This is a genomic window from Actinacidiphila glaucinigra (genome assembly GCF_900188405.1).
Lineage (GTDB): Bacteria > Actinomycetota > Actinomycetes > Streptomycetales > Streptomycetaceae > Actinacidiphila > Actinacidiphila glaucinigra.
Genome location: NZ_FZOF01000035.1, coordinates 71,503 through 90,126, shown reverse-complemented (window position 1 = coordinate 90,126; position 18,624 = coordinate 71,503). Strand labels below are relative to the sequence as shown.

13 protein-coding genes and 2 pseudogenes are annotated in these 18,624 nt (G+C 68.3%); 8 read left to right on the top strand and 7 right to left on the bottom strand.

All coding sequences use genetic code 11. The features are described from left to right. Nucleotides 1–572: 572 nt before the first annotated feature. The 3 genes and pseudogenes from CHF15_RS39190 to CHF15_RS39175 form a co-directional block, all read right to left on the bottom strand. On the bottom strand, nucleotides 573–1,472 hold the full coding sequence (locus tag CHF15_RS39190; RefSeq protein ID WP_089228705.1) for an aminoglycoside phosphotransferase family protein: 900 nt from the start codon (nucleotides 1,470–1,472) through the stop codon (nucleotides 573–575). A gap of 82 nt (nucleotides 1,473–1,554) precedes the next feature. Then, nucleotides 1,555–1,796 (bottom strand): annotated as a pseudogene (locus CHF15_RS46170) (site-specific integrase); the annotation flags it as partial. Between the two features lie 677 nt (nucleotides 1,797–2,473). After that, nucleotides 2,474–3,223 (bottom strand): TetR/AcrR family transcriptional regulator, encoded by a 750-nt coding sequence (locus CHF15_RS39175; RefSeq protein ID WP_089228703.1) that lies wholly within the window; start codon nucleotides 3,221–3,223, stop codon nucleotides 2,474–2,476. 89 nt (nucleotides 3,224–3,312) lie between these two features. Between CHF15_RS39175 and CHF15_RS39170 the strand changes: the two genes are divergently transcribed. The 3 genes from CHF15_RS39170 to CHF15_RS39160 all read left to right on the top strand — a co-directional run bounded on the left by CHF15_RS39170 (nucleotide 3,313) and on the right by CHF15_RS39160 (nucleotide 8,678). After that, nucleotides 3,313–4,833 carry a GMC family oxidoreductase gene (locus CHF15_RS39170; protein ID WP_089228702.1) on the top strand — a complete coding sequence of 507 codons (1,521 nt, stop codon included), beginning with the start codon at nucleotides 3,313–3,315 and terminating at the stop codon, nucleotides 4,831–4,833. A 941-nt stretch (nucleotides 4,834–5,774) separates the two neighbouring features. Next, nucleotides 5,775–7,730 carry a multicopper oxidase family protein gene (locus tag CHF15_RS39165; protein WP_245939301.1) on the top strand — a complete coding sequence of 652 codons (1,956 nt, stop codon included), beginning with the start codon at nucleotides 5,775–5,777 and terminating at the stop codon, nucleotides 7,728–7,730. 540 nt (nucleotides 7,731–8,270) lie between these two features. Further along, nucleotides 8,271–8,678, top strand: coding sequence for a hypothetical protein (locus CHF15_RS39160; protein ID WP_245939300.1), 408 nt, complete (start codon nucleotides 8,271–8,273; stop codon nucleotides 8,676–8,678). 153 nt (nucleotides 8,679–8,831) lie between these two features. On the opposite strand, the pseudogene CHF15_RS46660 reads toward CHF15_RS39160, so the two are convergent. Continuing rightward, a pseudogene (locus CHF15_RS46660) lies at nucleotides 8,832–9,441 on the bottom strand (transposase family protein); the annotation flags it as partial. 511 nt (nucleotides 9,442–9,952) lie between these two features. Further along, a complete protein-coding gene (locus CHF15_RS39150) occupies nucleotides 9,953–10,852 on the bottom strand; it encodes an alpha/beta fold hydrolase (protein ID WP_089228698.1) in 900 nt (299 codons plus the stop codon). A 1,341-nt stretch (nucleotides 10,853–12,193) separates the two neighbouring features. Between CHF15_RS39150 and CHF15_RS39145 the strand changes: the two genes are divergently transcribed. Continuing rightward, on the top strand, nucleotides 12,194–13,216 hold the full coding sequence (locus tag CHF15_RS39145; RefSeq protein ID WP_089228697.1) for an alpha/beta hydrolase: 1,023 nt from the start codon (nucleotides 12,194–12,196) through the stop codon (nucleotides 13,214–13,216). A gap of 73 nt (nucleotides 13,217–13,289) precedes the next feature. Here the strand turns inward: CHF15_RS39145 and CHF15_RS39140 are convergent, their stop codons facing one another. Further along, complete coding sequence (locus tag CHF15_RS39140; RefSeq protein ID WP_089228696.1) at nucleotides 13,290–14,459, bottom strand: RNA-guided endonuclease InsQ/TnpB family protein; 1,170 nt, start codon at nucleotides 14,457–14,459, stop codon at nucleotides 13,290–13,292. A gap of 11 nt (nucleotides 14,460–14,470) precedes the next feature. Between CHF15_RS39140 and tnpA the strand changes: the two genes are divergently transcribed. Next, nucleotides 14,471–14,899 carry an IS200/IS605 family transposase gene (tnpA, locus tag CHF15_RS39135; RefSeq protein WP_089228695.1) on the top strand — a complete coding sequence of 143 codons (429 nt, stop codon included), beginning with the start codon at nucleotides 14,471–14,473 and terminating at the stop codon, nucleotides 14,897–14,899. 732 nt (nucleotides 14,900–15,631) lie between these two features. On the opposite strand, the gene CHF15_RS39130 is transcribed toward tnpA, so the two are convergent. After that, a complete protein-coding gene (locus tag CHF15_RS39130; RefSeq protein ID WP_089228694.1) occupies nucleotides 15,632–15,982 on the bottom strand; it encodes a hypothetical protein in 351 nt (116 codons plus the stop codon). Between the two features lie 153 nt (nucleotides 15,983–16,135). Between CHF15_RS39130 and CHF15_RS39125 the strand changes: the two genes are divergently transcribed. From CHF15_RS39125 to CHF15_RS39115, 3 genes are all read left to right on the top strand, one after another. After that, on the top strand, nucleotides 16,136–16,780 hold the full coding sequence (locus CHF15_RS39125) for a TetR/AcrR family transcriptional regulator (RefSeq protein WP_179280173.1): 645 nt from the start codon (nucleotides 16,136–16,138) through the stop codon (nucleotides 16,778–16,780). A 191-nt stretch (nucleotides 16,781–16,971) separates the two neighbouring features. After that, entirely contained in the window at nucleotides 16,972–17,319 is a 348-nt protein-coding gene (locus CHF15_RS39120; protein WP_089228692.1) for a YciI family protein, read from the top strand. Nucleotides 17,320–17,342: 23 nt separating this feature from the next. Then, nucleotides 17,343–18,623, top strand: coding sequence for an RNA polymerase sigma factor (locus tag CHF15_RS39115; RefSeq protein ID WP_089228691.1), 1,281 nt, complete (start codon nucleotides 17,343–17,345; stop codon nucleotides 18,621–18,623). The last annotated feature ends 1 nt before the right edge of the window (nucleotide 18,624 follow it).

Below are 18,624 nucleotides of genomic sequence, written 5' to 3'. Positions count from 1 at the left end.
GGTGAAGGCAACCTCGGCAGCCCGGTCAGCGCCGGCGTTGCATGCGTGCAGCGTCGACCGCAACGCGACCGCCTGCTCGGCGGTCGGCAGCAGCTTGGCTTGCACGACAATCTTCACGCCCACGACCAGTACCGTATTCGGCCGGACTGACAATCACCGCCATTGACGGCCGACTTGAAGCGCAGCAAGGTCTGGGCGTCTCACGCCCAAGCGTTCAGGACCCGATTCCTCCCGAGGCTGAAACCCCGGGCTACCTCGGCAGAACACGGTGAAACCGGATTGCAAGATTCTTTCCGGGTCCGGTGAACGAGGTCCCGGAGCCGGTGGGGGCGTGCGCGTTTCTGCCCGGTCGGGAGCGGGGTTGTGGTGGGCTCTGTGACGGGCTGGTTCGTCTGCAGGTCGCGGTGGTATTCGAGCAACCTGACCTGGGATTACGCCGAAGTTCGGGTGTCTGTCGCGGTAAATCGGTAGGCTGCCGCGGTCGGACCTCGCCCACGCAGTTGTAGGGCTGGTCACGCATCTCAGCACCGGCGTCCGTGTACCAGACCGGACCAGGGCTCGATCTGCCGCCGTCAAAGGCCCTTCAAGACACGGTCAAGTGCCGATCGCCCTGCGGGGCCCCAGTTCGGCTTCCCGCCGGGCAGACCGCGGTCCCCGTTCTGGCCCATCAGCATCAGGAACAGACTCTTCATTGCGGCCAGCCCACGCGCCCGTCGGACCGCCGCCTCGTCCGCCTGCACATAGCTGTCGAAGAACCGCGAGGCGCCGCCCGCGGGAAGCAGCACCCAGGCGGCCGCAAGGTCCCAGGCCGGGTCGCCGGCAAAGAGAGCGCCAAAGTCGACGACGCCCGCCAGTGTCCCCTCGGCGACGACGACGTTCGCGGGGTGCAGGTCGCCGTGGACCCACACCCGCGGGCCCTCCCATCCGGGAGCCGCGGTCGCGTCGTCCCACACCGCCCGGATGTCGTCCTCGGCGAAGTGGCCGAGGTCCACGGCCCTCAGGAAGTGCTCGAAGCCCTCCATGCACTCCTTGGGGTGACCGCCGCGGTCCGAGGCGTGCGGCGCTTCGGCGGGCGCCTCGGCATGCAGTGCCTTCAGGAAGGCCGCCAGGGTGTCGGCCGCATGGTCGCTGCGGGTGATCGAGCCGTGGTCCAGCGGCGTGCCCTCAACCCATGTCATGACGGTCCAGACCTTGGGGAAGCGCTCGGACGGCGTACCGTCCCGCACGGGGACCGGGATGGGCAGCGGCAGACGCGAGGCCAGGGTCGGCAGCCACCGGCGCTCCTTGAGCTGCAGATCGGGGTTGGGGTCCATCCGCTGCATCCGGACCGCCAACTCGTCGCCGAGGCGCCACATCTGGTTGCCCCATCCGCCCGCCACCTCGCGGATGGGCAGTGCCGCCAAGTCCGGATGCTGGTCCCGCAGCAGGTCGCGGACCAGATCCTCGCTGATCTCCCTCTCGGCTTCGATCATGCGAAGTCACATTACGTGTCGCACGCGGAGTCGTGTTCGGGGGATCCAGCTCCCGTCCTGGGAGTCCAGCGGTTGGCGCCGTCGGGGGCGAGCGGGCCGTGACTTCGGCGATCGCCTCCGGCGACGGCTTGACGTACCGCTTCACGTGTCCCGGCTTGCGGTGCCGGGACTTGGCCGTGAGCGTCAGCAGCGAAGCGCCTTGTTCTCCGAGGTGGGTAAGGCCGGAGTGCCGCCACTCCTGCAGCTCCCAGCCGGTACCCGCGCCCCAGCGATGGCGGTGTGCCGGTCGAGTGGCGCGCGGGCCTGCCCGTACGACCGCCGGGCCGCGGGCGCGGCCGCGCAGCGGGTGGGCACCTGGATGAAGAACCAGCGGACCGCCGGACGGCTCGCGGACTCCGTCGCGCAGCGGCGGGAGGCGGGGCTGCCGGTCGGTTCCACCGCCAAGGCACGGTCGGGGGAACGCCGCTACGCACTGGAGACGATCGACGCGTCCTGGTGCCCGGCCTGGCCCATGGCCTGGCAGCGCAGCCACCACCTGTGCCGCAGGCTCAACGATGGCCGGGCAGGCGCTGGCCGCCGTGCAGTGCCAGAGCACGGTCCGGGGCGAGGATCTGGGCGCGTGGGTGCAGGCGCAGCGCCTGGGGTGCGATGGGCTGCTGTCGGCGCAGGTCTGGACGCTTCAGAACATGCTCCACCCTGAGTCGGCAGGGCCTGACGAGGCGCCTTCGGCGCCCCGTACGCGGGCGGACAAGTGGTCGGTGTTCCGGGCCGCCCGGCAGTGCCACGCCCGTGAGGGAAGCCTCCCAGGCGGGCGGGAAGCACATTGAGCGGCTCATCGAGCCCGACGGGACGGTCGTGGAGGTGCGGCCTCGAAAGTCAGTAAGGGGCCCAGCCGACGGCGGAGATCAAGGTGACGGCTGGCCCGACCAGGGCTCGCAAAAGGGTTGTGCTCCCCTGGTATGCGAAACCGAGGTCGGCGGCATGGTGCCGTCAGTCTTGTCCTAACCGGCCGGCTGTGCGTCGGCCAGGCGATTGAGCCAGTCGATCAACAGGGCCTTCTCTGGTGCGCTCAGGGCGGAGGTGCCGCGCCGTGCGAGTGCGGCGCGGAGTTCCATTGCCGTGGCCGCGGTGTCGTCGCGATCCTGCTGCTCGGTACGCGCAGGGTCCGCGGTGGCGGGTGCGGTGATCGCGGCGATCATCAAGTCGCGGGTGGCGTCTGCGGTTTCGAGGTTCCTCGACTCGTTCGGGGTGCTGATCATCGTAAGGATCGTCCCCACCCCCGCGGCGTGCAGGACGGCCGTGGCCCGCTCGACGCTCATGCGGAGCCTGCCCGCAGCGGCGATTCGCGCGACCATGCGCTGCAGCTCGGTCACCGCCCGCTGACCGGCGGGCGACAGATGACCGGGGCGGGCCCGTCCGTAGACCAGGGTGTAGTACGCCGGCTGCCCCAGCCCGAAGCGGATGTGCAGGTCCCATGCCGCCCGCAGGTCCTGGACCGGGTCACCGGTCTCGGGCAGCCGGCTCTTGTGCTGCAGGTACGTTGCGAATCCGTGCTCGCCGACCGCTTCGAGCAGGCCTTCCTTGTCGCCGAAGAGCCGGAAGATCGTGGGATGCGGGACCTCCGCGCGCAGGGCGATGGCGCGCGTCGACAGGGCGTCCAGGCCTTCCTCGTCCAAGAGCTCGGCAGCGGCCAGGACGATGCGATCCCGCAAGGCGGGCCGCGCCTGTTCAGTGCTGATGTCAGTGCCCATGAATCAAAGGTACCAAGTTTTACATATCATTGATTCGAACCAGTGGTACGCTCAAATGCGAACCATTGGTCCACGCAAGGGCGGAAGACATGGATCCTCGGAAGACGGCCTTCGACTTCATCGTCGTCGGCGGTGGCACGGCCGGCTGCGTACTGGCGGCGCGCCTGTCGGAGGACCCGGACATCCAGGTCCTGCTCCTGGAGGCCGGTACGTCGACGTCACGTCTGCCCGACGCCGTGGCGAACCCGTCGGCGTGGCCTTCACTGATGGCCACCGCCGCCAACTGGGGCGACAAGACCGTGGCCCAGGCCGCTTCGGGTGCGCCGGTCCCTCTCCCCCGCGGCCGCGGCCTGGGCGGTTCCTCGGCCATCAACGCCATGGTGTTCGCCCGCGGACACCGGTCCAGCTACGACAGCTGGGGGGACCACGGCGCCAAGGGCTGGGCCTTCGAGGACCTGCTGCCCTACTTCCAGCGCTCCGAGACCGCCACCAGCGGGGCGCCCAGCCGCGGTACCGACGGCCCCCTGACCGTCGGTCCGATGGCCGAGCCCAACGACATCCTGCTGGCCTGCCTGGCCGGCGCGGTGGAAACCGGCCATCGCCGGGCCCTGGACATCAGCGGCGGCCTGGAGGAGGGCTTCGCCCCCGTCGACTTGAACATCGTCGCCGGGCGCCGCCAGACCGCCGCCGACGCCTACCTCGCCCCTGCCCTTGACCGGCCCAACCTCCATGTCGTCACAGAGGCGGTCGCCCACCGGCTGCTGTTCAGCGGCGACCGCTGCACCGCGGTCGAGTACGGCGCCGACGGCCGCACCCACACCGCGACAGCCGAGCGCGAGGTCGTCCTCACCGCGGGAGCCATCGGGTCCGCCCAACTGCTCCTGCGCTCCGGCATCGGTCCCGCAAGCGACCTCGAGCAGGCGCGAATGGACGTCTTCCACTCGCTGCCCGGCGTGGGCCGCAACCTCCACGACCACCCGCGGGCCAACCTCGTCTACCGAGCGCGGCGCCCGGTGCCCACGCCGCAAGGCAACCACGGGGAAATCCTGGGTCTCCTGCGCACCATGCCGGACCTCGACGGGCCGGACCTGCAGCTGATCTTCATCGACATCCCCCTTCCCAATCCGGTCGCCCCCGTGGACAACGGCTTCACCATCGGCGTCTCGCCGATGCGGCCGCTCAGCCGTGGCAGCCTGCGGATCACCTCGGACGACCCGTACGCGGCGCCCGTGCTCGATCCCGACTACTTCGCCAAGGAACAGGACGTGCGGACCGTCCTGTCCGGGATCAGGACGGCACGCCGGATCGCCCGGTCAGCGTCCCTGGCGGAGTGGGGCATCGAGGAGGTGAGCCCGGGCCTCGACGTCGTGGACGACCAGTCGCTCGGCGACTTCGCCAAGAAGTACTTCGGTTCCTACTGCCATCCCGTCGGCACCTGCGCCATGGGTGAGGACGAGGCATCCGTGGTGGACTCCGAGCTCCGGGTCCGTGGACTACGGGGCTTGCGTGTGGCCGACGGTTCCGTCATCCCGTCGATCCCTTCGAACAACACCAACGCAACGGTCTACGCCATAGCCGAGCGAGCGGCCGACCTCATGCGCCGGCCCTGACCGCACGCCCTCTGCCAGCAGCGGCCCCCACCTGCCTGGCGAGGCGTCGCGTGCTCCGCGTGACGCCAACGCGGCCGCGGCGAAGCCGCGGTGGGCCGGTGTTCGCTTGAGGCCGGCTGCAGGTGCCGTTCGTGGTGGCCGAGTTTGGCGACAATCGCTCCCTCTGCGGCTGTGGTCTTCGTCGTCGCAGGTTTACGTCCACGGAGACGGCCTGGGGAGTCGGATCCTCCTGGGCGCGCAACTGCCGCACAGGAGAGTACCAATCGGCTCCAGGGCGGCCGGCTTGAGTCCCTGCAGATCTGCTGCCAGGCGTGCGGGGCCGGTCCCCGAGGCAACGGGAAGCCAAAGCGGGTGAACAGCGGCATGAGGCTTTGACGGGGCCTTGCGGCGCCGAGCCCGGCGACAGCCGGTCCTGGTACGGCGCGGCGTTCGCCCCCACCTCCGCAAAGACCTGGGCGTCCCACTTCCGCCGTCGCCACGTGCTGGTTCAGCACGAACGGACGGAGCTGCAGCGTCCGACGGAATCGGCCTGCGAGCCCTCCCTAGTCAAGTGCGACACCTACCGTCTTCCGCGTTGCCACACGGGTGAACGGTGCGACCTGCCGACAACAGGGAGCGGGGATGGCGTTGGGCGCAATGCGAACACGACATGGGCGTGGAACACCGGGGTGCCCCCCGCTCGCGTTCTGACAGTTGTCAGATGATAGTCTGACAACTGTCAGAACGCGGAGCCTGGCGGCTGCCTGGAGTTTCTTCGGCCAGGGGCTACCGCTCGATGCGCCTCGACGTGCGCCTGACGCAACAGGCGGATCTCTTGACTCACACCCCGGCGACCTCAATGACGAGGGGCTGAGTGCGACAGGCGACGCAGCGCTGCAGTCGCTGACGGCCGACCGCCGTGCGATGGGTCGTGATCACTTACCAGAACGAACGGAAGCTTCATGTCATCAGAACTCAGCAGGCGGAACATCCTGGGCATGGCGGGCGCCGGTGCCGCCGCCGTCGCAGTGGCAGGCACCGGAATCCTCAGGGGCGGGGTCTTCCAGAGCGAGGCCCAGGCGACCGAAGGGCTCGGAGGTGTCCAGGAGCCCACGTTCGCCACCTTGGAGCCGTTCCGGGACGCGCTGCGCGTCCCGCCGGCACTGCGCCCCAAGCGCCATGGGATCACGGAGATCGACATGGTCGAGTCCCAGGTCCGGCTGCACTCCCAGATGCCTCCCACACGCCTGTGGACCTACGCCGGCCACTTCCCCGGCCCGACCATCGAGGTCCGCAGCGGGGAGCGCGTCCGCATCGCCTGGAACAACAAGCTCAAGGGCAGGACGCCGCTCAAGGCGGTGTGGGTGAACCCCGAGGGCCCCGGCCCCGGAACGCTGCCCTACAACCGGCCCGGCGACGAGGGCGCGTCCCCCCGCCCCGAGGTCGAGCGGCTCACCGCCTGGACCACCGTCCATGTGCACGGCGGCCACCAGAACGCCCTGAACGACGGCGCCGCGGAGTTCGGAGTCGCCTCCGGCAACTCGCAGTTGGCTGAATACGCCAACGACCAGGCGGCGACGCACCTCTTCTACCACGACCACGCCATGTCGGTGACCTCGCTCAACGTCCTGTCCGGCCTGGTCGGCAACTACGTGCTGCGCGACGCGGAGGAGGACCGGCTCGGCCTGCCCCGCGGCGAGCACGAGATCCCGCTGACGATCCAGGACGTCAACTTCGACACAGACGACCAGGGCCGGCTGACCGGCCAGGTCCTCGCCAAGCGGATCCTGCTCGGCGGCTCGATGCCGATGCCGGGCACCATTCCGCCAGCCGGCGGGAGCCTGGGTCCGTTCACCATGGTCAACGGCGTGGTGTGGCCGTACCTGGACGTCCAGGCCCGCGCCTACCGCTTCCGCCTGGTCAACGTCTCCGGTGTCCGCGTCTACCGCCTGGTCGTCGTCGACGAGGAGACCGGCAAGGTCGTACGCGGCGCCATGAAGCTCATCGGCACCGACATGGGCCTGCTCGGCAAGCCCCAGACCATCGACGAGGCGATCTCGCTGTCGCCCGCCGAACGTGCCGACGTCGTCATCGACTTCGCGGCCCACCCCGGGCGGAAGCTCAAGCTCGTCAACACCATCCCCGGCCAGACCCCCGGAGCCGCGCTGCCCGACTTCATGATCCCCTTCCCGGAGGTGATGCAGTTCCGCGTCGAGAAGAAGCGCCGCGCACCCCAGGCGCTCCCGGCAACGTTGTCGAAGTCCTTCCGCAGACTCACTCTCGCCGATGTACCCAAGGACGCCACCGAGCGCTTCGTCCTGCTGAGCTTCGACAAGGCCGGCGTCATGCCGCAGATCTGGGAGATGGAGCAGGTCCCGTCCGGCACGGCACCGGGCACCGGCATCGTCACGGTCGACATGCCCGGCGGCACCCGGACACTGCGTCGCACGGGCAGCATGTTCGAGGACACGACCACGTTCTTCGCCGTCGCCGGCACCTGGGAGAAGTGGCACTTCATCAGCGCCGCCCCCGATGGCGTGCCCATCTACCACCCCATGCACATCCACCTGATGAACTTCCAGGTCGTCGACCGCCGGGCCGTCGACTCCTCTGGAATGGACTTCGCCACGGCACAGACGAAGAAGCCCATCACCCTCGGCGCACCTGTCCGGGTCGCCCCCGAGGAGTCCGGATGGAAGGACACCATCACCGTCAACGCCAACACCCTGGTCACCGTGGCGGGACGGCTCGCCGACCAGACCGGCAAGGTCATGTACCACTGCCACATCCTCGACCACGAGGACGAGGGCATGATGCGGCCCTTCGTCGTCATGCCGTCGCCGGTCCACGACATCCACCACATGATCATGGAGATGAACTCCGGCAGCGCAATGCGCCACCACATGGCGAAGTCTTGATCCTCACCTACGTCAGCGTGGAGCAACCTGACTAGGGATCACCACACGCCGGTCCGACCAGGGCCACCGCCCAGGCGCTCTGTTGTCTGGGCTTACGACCGCAGACGAACTCGGGTGAATCCCGGCAGCGGCACTACGCGTGCGCGCCCTGCCAACTGCCCACCCCCGCGGCGCTCACGCGCCCCTCCACGCCGCTGCGACGCGACCTACCGATCCCGATCCCGATCCTGATGGTCTCGGCGGGACATCAGTCGCAGTTGAAGGTGGCGATCCGGGGGGCATCACCCAAGGAATCGCAGCTCTGGCGTACGCCATGGCGCAGGTCACCGAGACCCGTACGACGTAGTAAGAGTGGGGCCCTGAACCATGGCTTCCGGGCCCCACTCGCGTCCGGAGCCCTGCCCGCCATACACCCCTCGCCCGCTCCGGCCCGGCGCGGGAGAACCCCCGGTGCGCTCCGACTCACCGACCGCACCACCTCTGGAGCCACAGGTGCGAAAAGCACTCCTGACCGCAGCACTCACCACCACCGTCCTCGGTATGTCCGCCGTCTCATGCGCGGACACGCACCCCGGACGCAAGGCCGTCGAGAAGACCGCACAGCAACTACGCATAGGAGCCGTCTGCTCTTCCCACTTCGCCGTCACCGCCGACGTCTCCTGCGGTCTGATGGGCCTCGGCGACGTCCGCTTCCACTGTGCGGGCGAACACGACGGGCCCTGTCCCAGAACCCATTCCGTGACCTTCGAAAACATCGGCAGGACCTCGGTGCGGCTCGTAACCGTCAGCGGCTCGGCGCCGGGGGAACGGCACGAGACCGACTCCCGCGTGCTGCCGACCGGGGCGCGGGTGACCGTGGCACCGCGCGCCGGCGACAAATACCTCTACGACATCCTCCTACGCGCCGAACCCGGTTCGGCGGCGGTGGGCGTCGTCGAGGTCTCCTGAAGACACCGCAAGGGGCAAGCACAAGGTGGCGGTGGATTAGCACATGACCACTGCCCAGGTGCAGTCATCACAACCGTTGCTGACGCTCGTGGGTCCTACGACCCGGTGCGTGACAGTGGTGGCGATGTGACTGGCCGGTCGGGGGGTGCTCGGTCAGGTGGTGGCGGTGCGGTCGGAGACGAGGCCGGCGACGGCGAGGTAGGTGGCGGGAAGGGTGCCGCGGCGGTGGGTCCAGCGGGCCAGGCACTTCCACCGTTTGTGGTCGGCGAGCGCGTGTTCGACGGGGATTCGCTGGGATGAATGCTGGTGGCGGGCCCGCTCACGGGCTTCGTGGACCTCGGGTGCGCTGATCTCGTTCGGCTTCCTCGGCGGTGTGACGGCCTTGCCAGGATGGTCTCTGCAGAGGCTCAAGTAGCGGTCGTCCAGTAAGACTTCGACTGCTGGTAACACCAGAAGAGGTCTTCGATGCCCTCGCCTCGTATCGCGGTGGCGTCGTGCATCCGTCCGGGCCGCAGATTGCCGGCCCACAGAGTCCGACCTTGCCCGTCAGCCACGACGGTCGCCTTCAAGGCGTTCTGCTTCCTCTTGCCGGCCACAAAGGGCCGCCGTCCGCCCCGGTGGGGGCCGGACGATCGACTCGGACCTCGGTGGCGTCCAGCCGCAGCTTCACGCCCTCGGCCTGCGCATAGGCGAAGACGTCCGCCAGCGTCCGCAGCCGTACTCCGGGACGGCGGGGCACCGCAATCCTGACGCCGCGCTCGGACGGCCCAGGTGATGTCCATCGCGACGCCGTCGCCGGGACCGCCCATGACCGGCTGGTATCCATGCTCGAGTGCAAGGCACACAGCTGCTAGAGCCAGTCGCCGTGGACGACGAAATGCTCGACCTGATCAAGCGCGAGGCCGAGCGAGGACGCGACGCAAGCCTGCGGGCAGCTACTCGGGTGGCCCTCCATATCCCCGCGGAGATCGTTTGCGTGACCTCTCGCACGCCGCCCCCGTTCCGGTCGACGTGCGCTGAACCGCTGTCGGGGGCCTTCAGCCTATCGAGGACCATCCCCGCATCCGCACGACAGGGGCTTCGGGCAGCGGGAGTCTTGGATGTCCGCCGTCAGTGGCGACCCTCTGCGCCACTGACGGCGGACGGTCTCCGCCCGGCAGCCGACGAGATCGGCTGCCGGGCGGAGACCGTGGTGGAGGGAGGTTGGGCGCTCTACCGGGGCTTGGACACCCCGGACTGGCCCCATTCGTGCTGCGGCTGACCGGGCTTCGACCTCACAGACTGGGGCCGTTCAAACGCGCCCGGCGAAGGAAGTCGACGACCAGATCCGTCGTAGCCTGCGGCTGCTCTTCCGTGATCCAGTGTCCGCAGTCAGGGATGACCGCATCTTCGACGTTGTCGGCGACACACCGCAGCACCTCGCCGATCCCAGGACCGAATGTGGCTTCGCCACCGAAGGCCAGGACCGGCATCTGAAGCTTGCCCTGCGCAAGGAAGGCCCTGTTGTCGACAGCGTCCTGGCTGAACGCCAGGAACTGGGCAAAGCTCGCGCGCATTGCGCCGGGCTGCGCGTACAGCGCCGCATAATGCTGGCGCTTCGCTTCGTCAAACCGCTCCGGGACCACGGAAAGCTCGTTCCAGAAGCGGTCGAGATAGATGCGCTCGCGGTCGGCGACCAGGCGTTCCATGTCGTGACCGCCGAAGCCGAAGTGCCACATGGCCGGATCCTGCGTGATCTGCTCCCAGGGTCCGATGCCGGGCAGTGGTGCATCGATGGCGACCCATCGCTTCACGCGCTCGGGGTGGGTGGCTGCGACCGCGAAGCCGACCATGATGCCGATGTCGTGCGTCACCAATTCGATCGTACGCACACCCAGGGCGTCCAGGACGCCCCACACGTCCGCTGCCTGGTTCTTCTTGTCATAGCCCCCGTCAGGCTTCGACGAGAGGCCAAGCCCACGCAGGTCGGGCGCGATCACCGTGTGGTCTTCGATGAGGGCGCTCGCCAGATGGCCCCACATGTCGCCGGTTGTGCCGAAGCCGTGCAGCATGACAACCGCTGGACCGTGGCCGCCGACACGTACGTGGATTTTGGCACCGTTGGTTTCGATCTCGCGGGACTGCATACCGTCCGGGAAGGGGTAGATGCCGTCCTGATGACCGTTGTCGTTCATCGCTTTACTCCGGGTTTGTAGGAAACATGGCTCCGACGGCGGGGACGGCCAGGGAGGTCGGCCGCATGAGCACAAAAGCTCCGCTGCAGCAGGGATCCCTGGCTGCGAACACTCGTGCAGCACGCCCCCGAGGAACATCCGGCTCACGAGTGGGCGCCGTCTGCGCCACACCAGAAAAACTAGCCGAACGGTCAACTAGCGTCCACCGCACGCCAGACGGCGTTCCCACGCGGGTACCCTGCTGACCTGCAGTGGAAGTTGAGGTCTCTCAGCAGAGAGGAAGCCGGTCGTTCTTTCGCTCCCGCAAGTGACACCTGGAGCGCCCCGCAAAGGGGATCCATGCGCCACCGCGTGGACCAACCCCCGTTGGCTCGCCCACCGAGAGCCCTCACTCACCTGCCACCAGCGCCATGTGTCCAACGTGGATGCCGGGCCCTCCGAACGAAGACGCGTCCGGCATGCTCAGCGTCCTGATGTCAGTGCAGATTTCACGACCCATCAGTTCGCGACGTGCGAGTCATCCCTGAGCCCGCTTGCACGTCCCATCGGCGCAGTGGGCGGGCATCGCGGCCGAGACGAACCCGATGGGCTGCCTGTTGCCGGACCCCGAGGCGAACGCGAGGGCGCCCTTCACAGTGCAAACCGTCAGTTGCACGCAGATGAGGAGGCGCAGCGGTCGAGCGGTCCCATGGCGGGATGCCGACACCGTCGCGGGGAGGGCACATCAGGTCGGCTGCCCGGGTGGGCAACGGCGATGAGCGCCGGGGCAATAGCGGCAGCGTGCGTCGCGGCGGCAAGCACGCCTTTGGGCCTGACAGCCGGCTGACCCGACTCAGCTCCACGACGCACATCCCGCGCGGGTTCGTCCAGCCCTTCACCATGACTCCGGGCCCAACTCCGGGACTACTAGGCCCAGCCTCTCAGGTAGGAGAAGCGAGGTCGTGGAAACAGCCCCCGAAATTATGCATGATGAACGTCATCCAGAAGCGACCGGTTCGGGGGTTCCAGCCAGGTCTTCTCTCAGGGCATTTCGATCGGAAAAGCATGCACCACGCTCAGCCGAGCAAGGTGCCCGCCACGACGGGACGCCGGAGGCCCCCTGGATTCATCAGTCACGGAATCGCATTCCGAGGCCCTCGCTTACCGCCTACCACCTCTCCTGATGCCGGCCTGCAACGCTGCCACCAAGCACACCGCCCGCACCGGCTTCTCTGATTCCTCCACACGACCGCGCACGAGCTTTGCCTTGGATCCGCACTCGTAACCGGCCGCCGTCGTCCGCAGGAACGGCAGATTGCTCGTGTCCACGGCAAGACGGCAGCCCAGTCACCACCGGAGCACATGATGACCACGTCCGATCCCTCCTCCCTCTCCGCGCCCCTCGGCCCACCTCCGCCGTTCGACCCGGCACTCGCACCGGCTTTGCATGAGATCAATAAGATCCTGCCGCCCGACGCCTTCACCGACTTCGCCTTCGTGGAGAGGACACGCCGAGGCGCCATCGGCAGCTCCACGCCGGCACCCGAGGAGGCCTTCACCAAGGGGGGCACCTATGCGGTCGAAGAGCGGACAGTGCCGGGTCCCCAAGGCGCCCCGGACATCTCTTTGCTGATCTGCCTCCCGACCGCGGCGTCTGCCCCGACCCCGGTGCTCTACCACATCCACGGCGGCGGGATGATGACCGGCAACATGCGCGACCAGGTGCCCGAATGGCTGGACCTGATGCAGGAGTTCAACGCGGCAGTGGTATCGGTGGAGTACCGGCTGGCACCCGAGACCAAGCACCCGGGCCCCGTCGAGGACTGTTATGCCGGCTTGCTGTGGACAGCCGAACACGCCGTGGAACTCGGCATCGACCCCGAACGAATCATCGTGGCCGGTACCAGTGCCGGCGGCGGCCTGGCCGCCGCCCTGGCTCTGATGGCCCGCGACCGCGGCGGCCCGGCCCTGTCCGCACAGATGCTGCTCTGCCCGATGCTCGACGACCGTAACAACACCCCCTCGGCCCGCCAGCTCACCGGCCTGGGCATATGGGACCAGGCTTCCAACCACAGTGCATGGACGGCACTGCTCGGCGATGCCCAGGGCGGCGACGACGTCTCCCCCTACGCGGCGCCGGCACGCGCCACGAACCTGTCCGCGCTGCCTCCCGCCTTCGTCGACGTCGGTTCCGCCGAGACGTTCCGCGACGAGGTCATCACCTATGCCACCCGCCTCTGGCATGCCGGGGGAAGCGCCGAGTTGCACGTCTGGCCCGGCGGCTTCCACGGCTTCGACACAGTGGTGCCCCAGGCGGCGCTCTCCCAGGACGCCGTCGCAGCCCGCATCCGCTGGCTCCGCAGGAGCCTGCCTGCGTCAACTTGACCCGGCCCTAAAAGACCGGGCTTGGAGGTAGTGCCCAACTGGCTGCTGGGTGGTCTCCTCCGTCCAGACACCCCTATGGGGTGGCAGGGACGCGTGACTCACGCCCCGCAGTCCACACAACGGCGCCGCGTGCGGCGATGTTGTGGGAAGCGTTCCGGTCTGCGTGGGCAACGACCCCGCGGTTCCGGCAGATGAACAGTCCTTGATCGACCCGGTTGCGCTTGTCGGTGTGACCGCACTCGCAGCACATCTGCGACGTGTACGCGGGATCGACGTAGACGAGCGGCACACCGGCGCGCCGGGCCTTGTAGACGATGAAGTCTGCGAGCTGGGCGAAGGCCCAGGAATGGAGTGTGACCCGTTGGGGCTTGCGAAGCCGTACCCTCTGCCGGATTCCCTTGAGTTCTTCCAGGGCGATACCGGCCGAGGTGCGTTCAGCCTCGGTCACGATCGTCTTCGCGATGACGTGGTTGGTGTTCTTCACGTGCCGCGCCTCTCGGCTGCGGCGTTCCTTCAACCGGCGCTCCGCACTCCTGGTGCGCTTCTTCTGGAGCTTGGACCGCAGGGCAAGCTGACGCTTGCGGTACCGGTTGAGCCGGCGTCCGGCGGCCTGGTAGCCGGTGGATGTGGTGGCGATGTTGACGATGCCGAGGTCGACGCCGATGATGCCGTCCGGCTCGTACGGGACGGCCTCGGGCACCTCGCACACGGCGACCAGGTAGAAGATGCCGTCACGTTCGATCAGGTCGGACTCGCCCTTGCGGTACTGCTGGAGCGTTTTGAGCGCCCCCGCCGAACATGCGAAGCGGACGTTCTTGATCCTCCCCGCGGTCGTCCAGATCGATACGGTCTGCTGGTCGTACTGCCAGGACAAGCACCGGTCGTCGTACGGCTGTGCCGCCTGGGGCCGGAAGGCGATCGGCTTGGACTCCGCCTTGATGCGGCGCTTCGATCCCGGCTTGCCGAGGTTCCCGCCGAGCAGGTTGGCGTGCAGCGTGGTGTAGGCGTCACGGACCTTCTTGATGACGTGCTGCGCCGCCTGCGCCCCAAGGCCCTGGGCCTTGAGGTGGGCGTACGTGTGCTTGCGCAGCTCGTACTCACGCGGCACGTCATGGGCGAACGCCACGTCGGCGACCCAGTTCGCCAGCTCGTTGACCGTGCGCAGGGTGGAGCGCAGTGCGGCGGCCTGCCCGGCCTCCGGCAACAGCTTCACCTGCGTCACGATCTTCACGGACGTGACCATAACAGCGATCTATGTCACCACGCTGGGAGCCAAACCCCCACATTCGCAGAGGCCGTACGGTCGTCTACACCCTCCACGCCCACTTGGTCTTCACCCCCAAGCACCGGCACGGCCCCTTCACCGACGAGATCCTTCGGCGCTGCGAAGAGATCATGCGCGCCGTCTGCGCCGACTTCGAAACCGAACTGGTCGACTTCAACGGCGAGACCGACCACGTCCATCTGCTCGTGCACTACCCACCGAAGGTCGCCCTGTCCCGGCTGGTCGGTTCCCTCAAGGGCGTATCCGCCCGCAGGCTCCGGCAGGAGTTCCCCGGCCACATCCGCAAGTACCTGTGGGGCGACCACTTCTGGTCGCCGTCCTACTTCGCGGCTTCCTGCGGGGGCGCACCCCTGTCGATCATCAAGGAGTACATCGAGAACCAGAAGCGCCCCGACTGAGGTCAACAGTGCAGACCCGTGCTCCGGAGCGGGTCACCCCTATCTTGAGAAGCGCTAGATCATGCTGAACCAGGCATGCGAACAGCTCCCGTCCGCCGACGGGCAAGGGTCGGCGGACGCCGACCGGCGACGTCCCGACCCAGCCCCGAAGCGAACCGTCTCCAGGACGGAGCACCAAGCCGCTGAAGGCTCTGCCGGACCGGGCAACCGTCCCCCGGACCGAGGTCGGCCGCCGACCATTGCCGGTCTGACGAGCTGGTCGGCGCCCGTCCCCTCACCACCCACCCGAACACAAGGGCCGCGCTGCCGAGCTTTGCGGATCAGCCAGTTCGTCCCCCATCTGCATCCCCCTCTTTTGAGGGCACCAGCGGCGTGCTGGCGGGGCACGGTTGATCATGCAGTCGACCGACACGGTCCACTGCGCGGTGCCCAGCGCCTCGTCGCGGACCTGAACATTCCAGGAGGTAACCGCGCGCGGCGAGCCCGGTCGGGCGGCCGCCGTACCGTCCTCGAAGCCAACGCGCCGAACCCCGACCAGCACATGGCGAGGGCTTCCAGCGCCGTGATGCGGTCGGCGGCCCGGTAGCCCGCGTGGCGCTGCTTCGCAATCCAGAGGCCGAGGGAGAAGCCTTCGGTGTCCGGGGCGTCCTGGACCGCGAGGTCGCCGTAGCTGCAGGAGACGCGCAGCGTGCCGCGGCCGTCGGAGTAGGGGACGGCTGGCTCAAGGCCTCTTCACCAGGACAACCGTATGGCCTGCAGGACGCGTAAGGAGACGAACCGGGCCAGCATGCCCGGATCGCGGGGTGCGGCGAACTGCAGGATGGAGGTCTCGGCCTGGTCGGGGGCCCAGTCCGCAGGGTTGGGGCTTTCCGCCTCCGGGCCGATGTTGTCGGAGGCGGTGGCGTCGCCGTGGGTTTCGCTGCTGCTGTGGGTCCGGTCGGGTACCAGGGCGAAGGCCGACGGTTCCGCGACAGCCCGGGTGTCGTGGGAGCGGAGCGCTTCCAGGGGCCAGCCCTTCGCGGCGGACTTCCGCGAAGGGCTCCCCCTACAGTCACCGGGCGACCAGGGATTACGCGGCCGCACGGACGCTAATCTGTACCCTGCCCGTACCGATCAAGGCGCGGCTGCCTGAACGGCCGGTTAGTCGGATACCGCAGTAATGTCCGACGTGTCGTCGGCCGGCCACCCCGGAGCAGCGGGCGAATTGACGATTCAAGGGCGAAGGGCGCGGTTTCAGTGGAAGAGAAGCGCAGCATCCGGCATTCTCAGCGGCAGCCTCGCCAGAAGCAGATCGACCTCACCGACGCCGAGATCCTCGACCGAGGACTGGAGGCGTTCGCCGAACTAAGCTATTCCGGGGCCTCGGTACGGGAGCTCGCAAAGCGTATGGCGGTGAGCCATAACTTCATCAACGACCGTTTCGGATCGAAGGCAAATTTCTGGCGCGCCGTCATGGACAACGCCATCGCTGAGCCCTACGGAGAGATGATGGCAATCTTCGGCAGCGATACGGACGATGTCGAGAAATTCACGTCTTTCGTCAAGGTGTTCTATCGACTCTCCACGAACCGGCCCTACATCAACCGAATCATCTCGGACGAGTCCGCAATGGATTCGGACCGATTGGATTACTTGTACAGCAATTACACGGGTCCGATTCTGACCGAGATCAAGATCCTTGCGCAGCGGCTGACGCATGCGGGACGAATCCCGGAAATCTCCATGGATGTGCTTTACAGCGCGTTGACGGGTCCCGCCATCATTCTCAGTCAGCAACAGATGGGACGCCGGATTCGCGGCATCGAGGATCTCTCCCCGACTGAATGGGAACGCACGACGGATACGCTCGCGGACGTGGTCATCCGAGGGCTTCTGATCTGAGGACAGCCCCACCGACCTCGCGACCCGTACCCCTGCTCGACCGGTACGCCGTCCGGCCGGGCCGGGGTACGCCCGCGCAGCCGGAGCCGACCCGGGGCTTCTGAGGAAAGTTCGCGTACGGTCTGTCGAATTCGCCTCGCCCGTACGACGTAGAGGCGTACCGACCAGACCCACAGCCAAGGAGAGCACTCATGGCCCAGTACGCGATCCTCATCTTTGACGACGCCGCGGCCGGCGACTACACCCCCGAGCAGCAGGCGGCGAGCAAGCGGCACGCTGACGACCTCATCGACTCCGGCGCCATGATCACGGCGTACGCACTGCAGTCCACCGACACCGCCACCTCGCTGCGCGGCGACGTGGTCACCGACGGCCCCTTCATCGACTCCAAGGAGGTCATCGCCGGCATCTGCGTCATCGAGGCCCCCGACCTGGATGCCGCCCTGGAGTTGGCGCGTCGTAACCCCGCCGTGCAGTGGGGTCGCGGTGGTGTCGAGGTGCGGCCCGTCGCGGGCGGCATCGCGCCCGTCGCCCGATGACGGCCACAGCGGACACGAGGCGGATGGTCGCGAGGCAGGCGGTCGCCGACGCGCACCGGCACGAGTGGGCCTTCGTGCTCGCCGCGACGGTGCGCGTCGCCCGCGACCTGGACCTTGCCGAGGAGTGCGTACAGGAGGCGTACGCCGCGGCGCTGTCCGCCTGGGAACGTGACGGGATCCCGGGCAACCCCGCGGCGTGGCTCACCACCACGGCCAAGCGCCGGGCGATGGACGCGATCCGCCGCGAGCGGACGTTCCGCTCGAGGCTGCCGCTGCTGGTGGAGCCCGAAGAGGCCGTCGACGAACTCGCCCCGGACACGCTGGACGAACACGATGAGGGCGAGGCCGTGGACCTGGAGGATGCCGTACCCGACGAACGATTGCGGCTCATCTTCACCTGTTGCCATCCCGCGCTCGCGCAGGAGGCACAACTGGCGCTCACGCTGCGGCTGGTGTGCGGGCTGCCCACGCCAGACGTCGCCCGGGCGCTGCTGGTGTCGGAGCAGACAATGGCTGCCCGGATCACCCGGGCGAAGAAGAAGATCTCCGCCGCCCGCATTCCCTACCGGATGCCGCGCCCCGCGGAGCTGCCGGACCGGCTGACATCCGTGCTCGGCGTGCTCCACCTGTTCTTCACCGCCGGGCACACGGCCCCCTCAGGCCCTGCGCTCATGCGCACCGACCTGGCCGACCGCGCACTGCACCTGGCCCGCACGCTGCACGCCCTCATGCCCGACGAGCCCGAAGTCCGCGGACTGCTCGCACTGCTCCTGGTCACCGACGCCCGGCGCGCCACCCGGACCGGCGCCGAGGGCCGACTTCTGCGACTTCAGGAACAGGACCGCTCGCGGTGGGACCGCACCGCACTCGCCGAGGCTCACGAGCTGATCGTGGCCGGGCTGCGCGGCGGCCGTGCGGGGCGCTACCTGCTCCAGGCAGCCATCGCCTCCCTGTACGCCCAGGCACCCACGTACCAGGAGACGGACTGGCCGCAGATCGTGGCACTCTACGACAGGCTGCTGGCGCTGTGGCCCTCACCGGTGGTCGCGCTGAACCGGACGGTACCGCTGTCGATGACCCAAGGACCGGCCGTCGCGCTGGCGCAGGTCGAGGCACTGGAGCAGGACAGCCGACTGTCCGGGTACCAGTACCTACCGGCGATCAAAGCCGACCTGCTGCACCGCCTCGGTCGTACGGACGAGGCGTCGGCCGCGTACCGGCAGGCACGGGAGCTGACCCGCAACGAGGCCGAGCGGGCATTCCTCACCGCGCGCCTCACCGATCGAGAAACCCCACCCGCGTAAG